We start from the raw sequence: 6,000 nt of genomic DNA on the forward strand, positions 1-6,000 counted from the left end.
CCGCGCCGTGCGATAGGAACACCTACCGAGGTCACTCCGCCGGTGGCCTGCGACGACAGGGAGGACGCACATGACCGAGACCGGACAGCCGACCGCATCCCCGACCCAGCTGCCGCTCGCCTGCGGCGTCGTCGGCGGCGGGCGGATGGGCGCCGGGATCGCCCACGCCCTGCTGCTCGCCGGCAGCGAAGTGACCCTGCTGGAACGGGACAAGGAGGCCGCCGACGCCGCGGCCGCACGCGTCGAGCGCGCCCTGCGGGCGAGCGCCGACCGCGGCAAGATCGACGACCCGGCCGAGCCGCTGAGCCGGCTCCGCACCGTCACCGCGCACGCCGACCTGGCCGGCAGCGGACTCGTCGTCGAGGCGGTACCGGAGGACCTCGACCTCAAGCTGACGACGTTGCGCGCGGTCGAGGACGCCGTCGCCGCGGACACGGTCATCGCGTCCAACACCAGCAGCATCTCCCTGGACACCCTCGCCCATGCGCTCGCCCGCCCGGAGCGCATGCTGGGCCTGCACTTCTTCAACCCCGTGCCCGCCAGCAAGCTGGTCGAGGTGGTCCTCGCGCCGTCCACCGCCGACGGTCTCCGCGAGCGCGCGGTCGCCTGGGTGGAGCAGCTGCGCAAGACGGCCGTCGTGGTGCAGGACGCACCGGGGTTCGCCAGCAGCCGCCTCGGCGTCGCCCTCGGCCTGGAGGCCATCCGCATGGTGGAGTCCGGCGTCGCCTCCGCGGAGGACGTGGACGCCGCCATGACCCTCGGATACGGCCACCCGACCGGGCCGCTCAAGCTCACCGACATCGTCGGCCTCGACGTCCGCCTCGGCATCGCCCGTTACCTGGAGCGGGAACTCGGACCGCGCTTCGCGCCGCCCGCGCTGCTGGTGGAGAAGGTGGAGGCCGGCCACCTGGGCCGCAAGAGCGGCCGCGGCTTCTACGACTGGTCCCAGGAGGGCTGACCGCCGCGACGCGCAGGAGGCCCCGGCCGGTTCCGCCCCGGCCGGGGCCTCCTGCGCACGCCAGGACCGGCGGCGGGCGGCGACTCAGCGCGCTCCCCGCTCGCCCTGCACCCCGCGCGCCTCCGCCGACCAGCCCTCTATGACGTCGGCGGCCCGGTCGAACGCCTCCGGACGGTTCAGGAAGTCCGCGTTGTGCGTGGTGAGCTGGGTCCGCAGAGCCGAACCGCCGCGCGCCCGCTCGACCACCAGCGCCTGCCCCTGCACGGTCCGCGGCAGCCCCAGCCACTTCACCGGCTGCTGCGCGGTGCGCACCGCGGCCACCTCCGCCCACGGGAGCGTCACGGTGTACAGCGGCCCGACCTGACGCAGTCCGGCGCCGCTCACCCACACGCCCATCCGCAGCGCGCGCAGCGCCGCGGCCGTCATCAGCGCAGCCACCGCGGCGAAGACAGCGGCGCCGGTGAGCTGCCCCGCCATGGCGAGGATGACCGCGGAGATCAGCACGTACGAGGTGAGCAGCAGCACCACCGCCGCGCCCGCGACCCGCCACGGACCGAGGCGGTACGGGCGCCGCCAGCGTGTGCGCTCTTCGTGCGGGAGCGGACGGTCGGCATCGTGTGCGGGGGCGACCGGGGCGTGGTCGGCCGTCAGGAAGTTCAGGGGCACGGCGGTTCCTCGGTCGCGGTCGGTCGGGGCGTGCCCGGTGAGACTAGCGAGACGGCGCCGCGTGAACCACCTCGGGCCGTGGGCCGTGTCCCCGGATGCCCGCATTGTCGGTGGCGGCCCGTAGGCTGAGCGCCGCCGCGAACGCGACGCAACGGCGCAGCGATGCAGCGCCGCAGCGATGCAAGAACCTGGAAGGAACCGCCGGTGCCCGAAGCCGACAGCAGCACAGCCCCCAGCCCCCGCTTCCGCAGCGACATGACCGTCGAGCTGGTGAAGCACAGCGCGGCCGACACCGACGTGCTGTGGGCCGCACGGGTCTCCACTGCCGGCGAGCAGTCCCTCGACGAGCTGAAGAAGGACCCCGAGCGGTCCAAAGGGCTCATCAACTACCTCATGCGCGACCGGCACGGCAGTCCGTTCGAGCACAACTCGATGACCTTCTTCGTCAGCGCCCCGCTCTTCGTCTTCCGCGAGTTCCACCGTCATAGAGTCGGATGGTCGTACAACGAGGAGTCGGGGAGGTACCGGCAGCTGGAGCCGGTCTTCTACGTGCCGGACGAGGCGCGGAAGCTGGTGCAGCAGGGCCGTCCGGGCAAGTACGAGTTCGTGGAGGGCTCCCCCGAGCAGCTCAAGCTGGTCGAGGCGGCGATGACCGCGTCGTACCAGCAGGCGTACACCGCCTACCTGGAGATGCTCGACGCCGGCGTCGCCCGCGAGGTGGCGCGCGCCGTACTGCCGGTCGGGTTGTACTCCTCGATGTACGCGACGTGCAACGCCCGCTCGCTGATGCACTTCCTCGGCCTGCGCACCCGGAACGAGCTGGCGAAGACGCCCTCGTTCCCGCAGCGGGAGATCGAGATGGTGGCGGAGGCGATGGAGGCGCAGTGGGCCGAGCTGATGCCGCTCACCCACGCGGCGTTCAACAAGAACGGCCGGGTGGCGCCCTGACGCCGCCCGGGGGACACGCCGTCCGGCGCGCCGACCGGGTGAGACCGCGCCATCGGGGCCGGTGTCGGGACGAGGGTCGGGACAGGGCATCGCCCGAGAGGCCGACTGTGTCCGTATTGCACCGTTTCACGAAGTTCCTCTAGGGTGGTTGGACGGACCCGGCACTGCCTGAACCCCCGAGCAGGCAGTGCCGGTGTCCTCTCCCAGAGCCCCGAGGGAGCGATCGGGCGTCCCCTGCGAGTAGCGTGGGACCCATGGCTCCGACCTCCACACCGCAGACGCCCTTCGGGCGGGTCCTGACCGCCATGGTCACGCCGTTCGCCGCGGACGGCGCGCTCGACGTCGACGGCGCCCAGCGGCTCGCCACCCACCTGGTCGACGCCGGCAACGACGGCCTGATCGTCAACGGCACCACCGGCGAGTCCCCGACCACCAGCGATGCGGAGAAATCCCAGCTCGTCCGTGCGGTCGTGGAGGCCGTCGGAGACCGCGCCCACGTCGTCGCCGGAGCCGGCACCAACGACACCGCGCACAGCCTCAAGCTCGCCCGCGAGGCCGAGCATGCCGGCGCACACGGGTTGCTCGCGGTCACTCCGTACTACAGCAAGCCGCCGCAGGAGGGGCTCTACCGCCACTTCACCGCGATCGCCGACGCCACCGAGCTGCCGGTGATGCTCTACGACATCCCCGGCCGCAGCGGCGTCCCCATCAACACCGAGACGATCGTCCGGCTCGCCGAGCACCCGCGCATCGTGGCCAACAAGGACGCCAAGGGCGACCTCGGCCGCGCCAGCTGGGCCATCGCCACCAGCGGCCTCGCCTGGTACAGCGGCGACGACATGCTCAACCTGCCGCTGCTCTCCGTCGGCGCCATCGGTTACGTCTCCGTCGTGGGCCATGTGGTGGCCCCGGAGCTGCGCGCGATGCTGGAGGCCCATCTCAGCGGCGACGTCGTCAAGGCGACGGAGATCCACCAGAAGCTGCTCCCCGTCTTCACCGGCATGTTCCGCACCCAGGGTGTGATCACCTGCAAGGCCGCGCTGGCTCTCCAGGGCCTGCCGGCCGGATCGCTGCGCATGCCGCTGGTGGAGCTGTCGCCCGAGGAGACCGAGCAGCTCAAGCTCGACCTCGCCGCCGGCGGGGTACACCTCTAGACACGGACTTCACAACTGCATACCGCACAAGTGCATACCGAGAACACAGGCAAGTGAACACATACGCTCGCGCCACGTGCCCTCGCAGGGTGCGTGGCGCGAGTGGCGAGGAGAGTCTTTTGAGTCATCCGCACCCCGAGCTCGGCCCGCCGCCGAAACTCGCCAAGGGCGGCCTGCGCGTCACCCCGCTCGGCGGCCTGGGCGAGATCGGCCGCAACATGACCGTCTTCGAGTACGGCGGCCGCCTGCTCATCGTCGACTGCGGCGTCCTCTTCCCCGAGGAGGAGCAGCCGGGCGTCGATCTGATCCTCCCGGACTTCAGCTCGATCCGTGACCGGCTCGACCAGGTGGAGGGCATCGTCCTCACCCACGGTCACGAGGACCACATCGGCGCCGTCCCGTACCTGCTGCGGGAGAAGCCGGACATCCCGCTGATCGGCTCCAAGCTGACCCTCGCGCTGATCGAGGCGAAGCTCCAGGAACACCGCATCCGCCCCTACACCCTCGAGGTACAGGAGGGGCACCGGGAGCGCATCGGCCCGTTCGACTGCGAATTCGTCTCGGTGAACCACTCCATCCCGGACGCCCTCGCGGTCGCGGTGCGCACCCCCGCGGGCATGGTGGTGCACACCGGCGACTTCAAGATGGACCAGCTGCCGCTGGACGGTCGGCTCACCGACCTGCGGGCCTTCGCGCGCCTGGGCGAGGAGGGCATCGACCTGCTGCTGTCCGACTCCACGAACGCCGAGGTACCGGGCTTCGTCCCCCCTGAGCGGGACATCTCCCAGGTGCTCCGCCAGGTCTTCGCCGGTGCACAGAAGCGCATCATCGTGGCGAGCTTCGCCTCGCACGTGCACCGCATCCAGCAGATCCTCGACGCCGCGCACGAGTACGGCCGACGGGTCGCGTTCGTGGGCCGTTCGATGGTCCGCAACATGGGGATCGCCCGCGACCTCGGCTACCTGAGCATCCCGGCCGGCCTCGTGGTGGACGTGAAAACGCTGGACGACCTGCCGGACGGCGAGGTGGTGCTCGTCTGCACGGGCTCCCAGGGCGAGCCCATGGCCGCGCTCTCCCGGATGGCGAACCGCGACCACCAGATCCGCATCGTCGACGGCGACACCGTCATTCTGGCGTCGTCCCTGATCCCGGGCAACGAGAACGCGGTCTACCGGGTCATCAACGGCCTGACCCGCTGGGGCGCGAACGTCGTGCACAAGGGCAACGCCAAGGTCCACGTCTCCGGGCACGCTTCGGCGGGCGAGCTGCTGTACTTCTACAACATCTGCAGGCCGAAGAACCTGATGCCGGTGCACGGGGAGTGGCGCCACCTGCGGGCCAACGCCGAGCTGGGCGCGCTCACCGGCGTTCCCCGGGACCGGGTGGTCATCGCCGAGGACGGTGTCGTCGTCGACCTCGTGGACGGCAAGGCGAAGATCAGCGGCAAGGTCCAGGCCGGGTACGTCTACGTGGACGGCCTGTCGGTCGGGGACGTCACGGAGTCCTCACTGAAGGACCGCCGCATCCTCGGTGACGAGGGCATCATCTCCATCTTCGTGGTGGTCGACAGCAGCACCGGAAAGATCGTCGGAGGGCCGCACATCCAGTCGCGGGGCTCGGGCATCGACGACAAGGACTTCAGCGCCGTGTCGCCGAAGATCGACGAGGCGCTGGCCAAGGCGGCACAGGACGGCGTCGCGGAGCCGCACCAGCTTCAGCAGCTGGTGCGCCGCGCGGTGGGCCGTTGGGTCTCCGACACCTACCGCCGGCGCCCGATGATCCTCCCGGTCGTCGTGGAGGTCTGACGTCCAACGACGGGCGGGGCGCCTCGATTTGCATCCGGGCGCCCCGCTCCAGTACGTTTACGGCTCCACCGCAACGGGCACCGGGAACAGTCCCGGTGAAAGGTTGCGACCAGGGAATCGGACCGGGAAATCGGAACGAAAAGCTCTGGTAAGGTGGAAAACACCGAAGGGAAGCGCCCGGAGGAGCCTGTGAAAGGGTTCCGATGGAAGCGTCCGTTCCTTGAGAACTCAACAGCGTGCCAAAAGTCAACGCCAGATATGTTGATACCCCGTCCCCCTGTTTTGTGGGGGCGTGGTTCCTTTGAAACACAACAGCGAGGACGCTGTGGATCGTCGGGTTATTCCTCCGGCGGTTCCGCTCTCGTGATGTGTCGACCCGGATATCCGGGAAGCATTCACGGAGAGTTTGATCCTGGCTCAGGACGAACGCTGGCGGCGTGCTTAACACATGCAAGTCGAACGATGAAGC

Annotated in this window: 5 protein-coding genes and 1 rRNA gene; 5 read left to right on the forward strand and 1 reads right to left on the reverse strand. The window is 70.1% G+C overall.

All coding sequences use genetic code 11. The features are described 5' to 3' along the window. Positions 1–70: 70 nt before the first annotated feature. Complete coding sequence (locus K304_RS0112065) at positions 71–958, forward strand: 3-hydroxyacyl-CoA dehydrogenase family protein (protein WP_027763958.1); 888 nt, start codon at positions 71–73, stop codon at positions 956–958. An 84-nt stretch (positions 959–1,042) separates the two neighbouring features. Here K304_RS0112065 and K304_RS0112070 read toward each other — a convergent pair whose 3' ends face one another. Next, positions 1,043–1,624 (reverse strand): hypothetical protein, encoded by a 582-nt coding sequence (locus K304_RS0112070; protein ID WP_027763959.1) that lies wholly within the window; start codon positions 1,622–1,624, stop codon positions 1,043–1,045. Positions 1,625–1,879: 255 nt separating this feature from the next. Between K304_RS0112070 and thyX the strand changes: the two genes are divergently transcribed. The 4 genes from thyX to K304_RS0112090 all read left to right on the forward strand — a co-directional run. Continuing rightward, complete coding sequence (gene thyX, locus K304_RS0112075) at positions 1,880–2,572, forward strand: FAD-dependent thymidylate synthase (protein WP_051308361.1); 693 nt, start codon at positions 1,880–1,882, stop codon at positions 2,570–2,572. A 254-nt stretch (positions 2,573–2,826) separates the two neighbouring features. Beyond that, the gene (dapA, locus tag K304_RS0112080) at positions 2,827–3,726 is read left to right on the forward strand and encodes a 4-hydroxy-tetrahydrodipicolinate synthase (RefSeq protein WP_027763961.1); all 900 of its coding nucleotides are present in this window, start codon (positions 2,827–2,829) and stop codon (positions 3,724–3,726) included. A gap of 119 nt (positions 3,727–3,845) precedes the next feature. Beyond that, positions 3,846–5,531, forward strand: a complete 1,686-nt coding sequence (locus K304_RS0112085; protein WP_027763962.1) for a ribonuclease J — start codon at positions 3,846–3,848, stop codon at positions 5,529–5,531. A gap of 394 nt (positions 5,532–5,925) precedes the next feature. Continuing rightward, positions 5,926–6,000 (forward strand): 16S ribosomal RNA (locus tag K304_RS0112090); the annotation flags it as partial.

The organism is Streptomyces sp. CNS606, assembly GCF_000426325.1.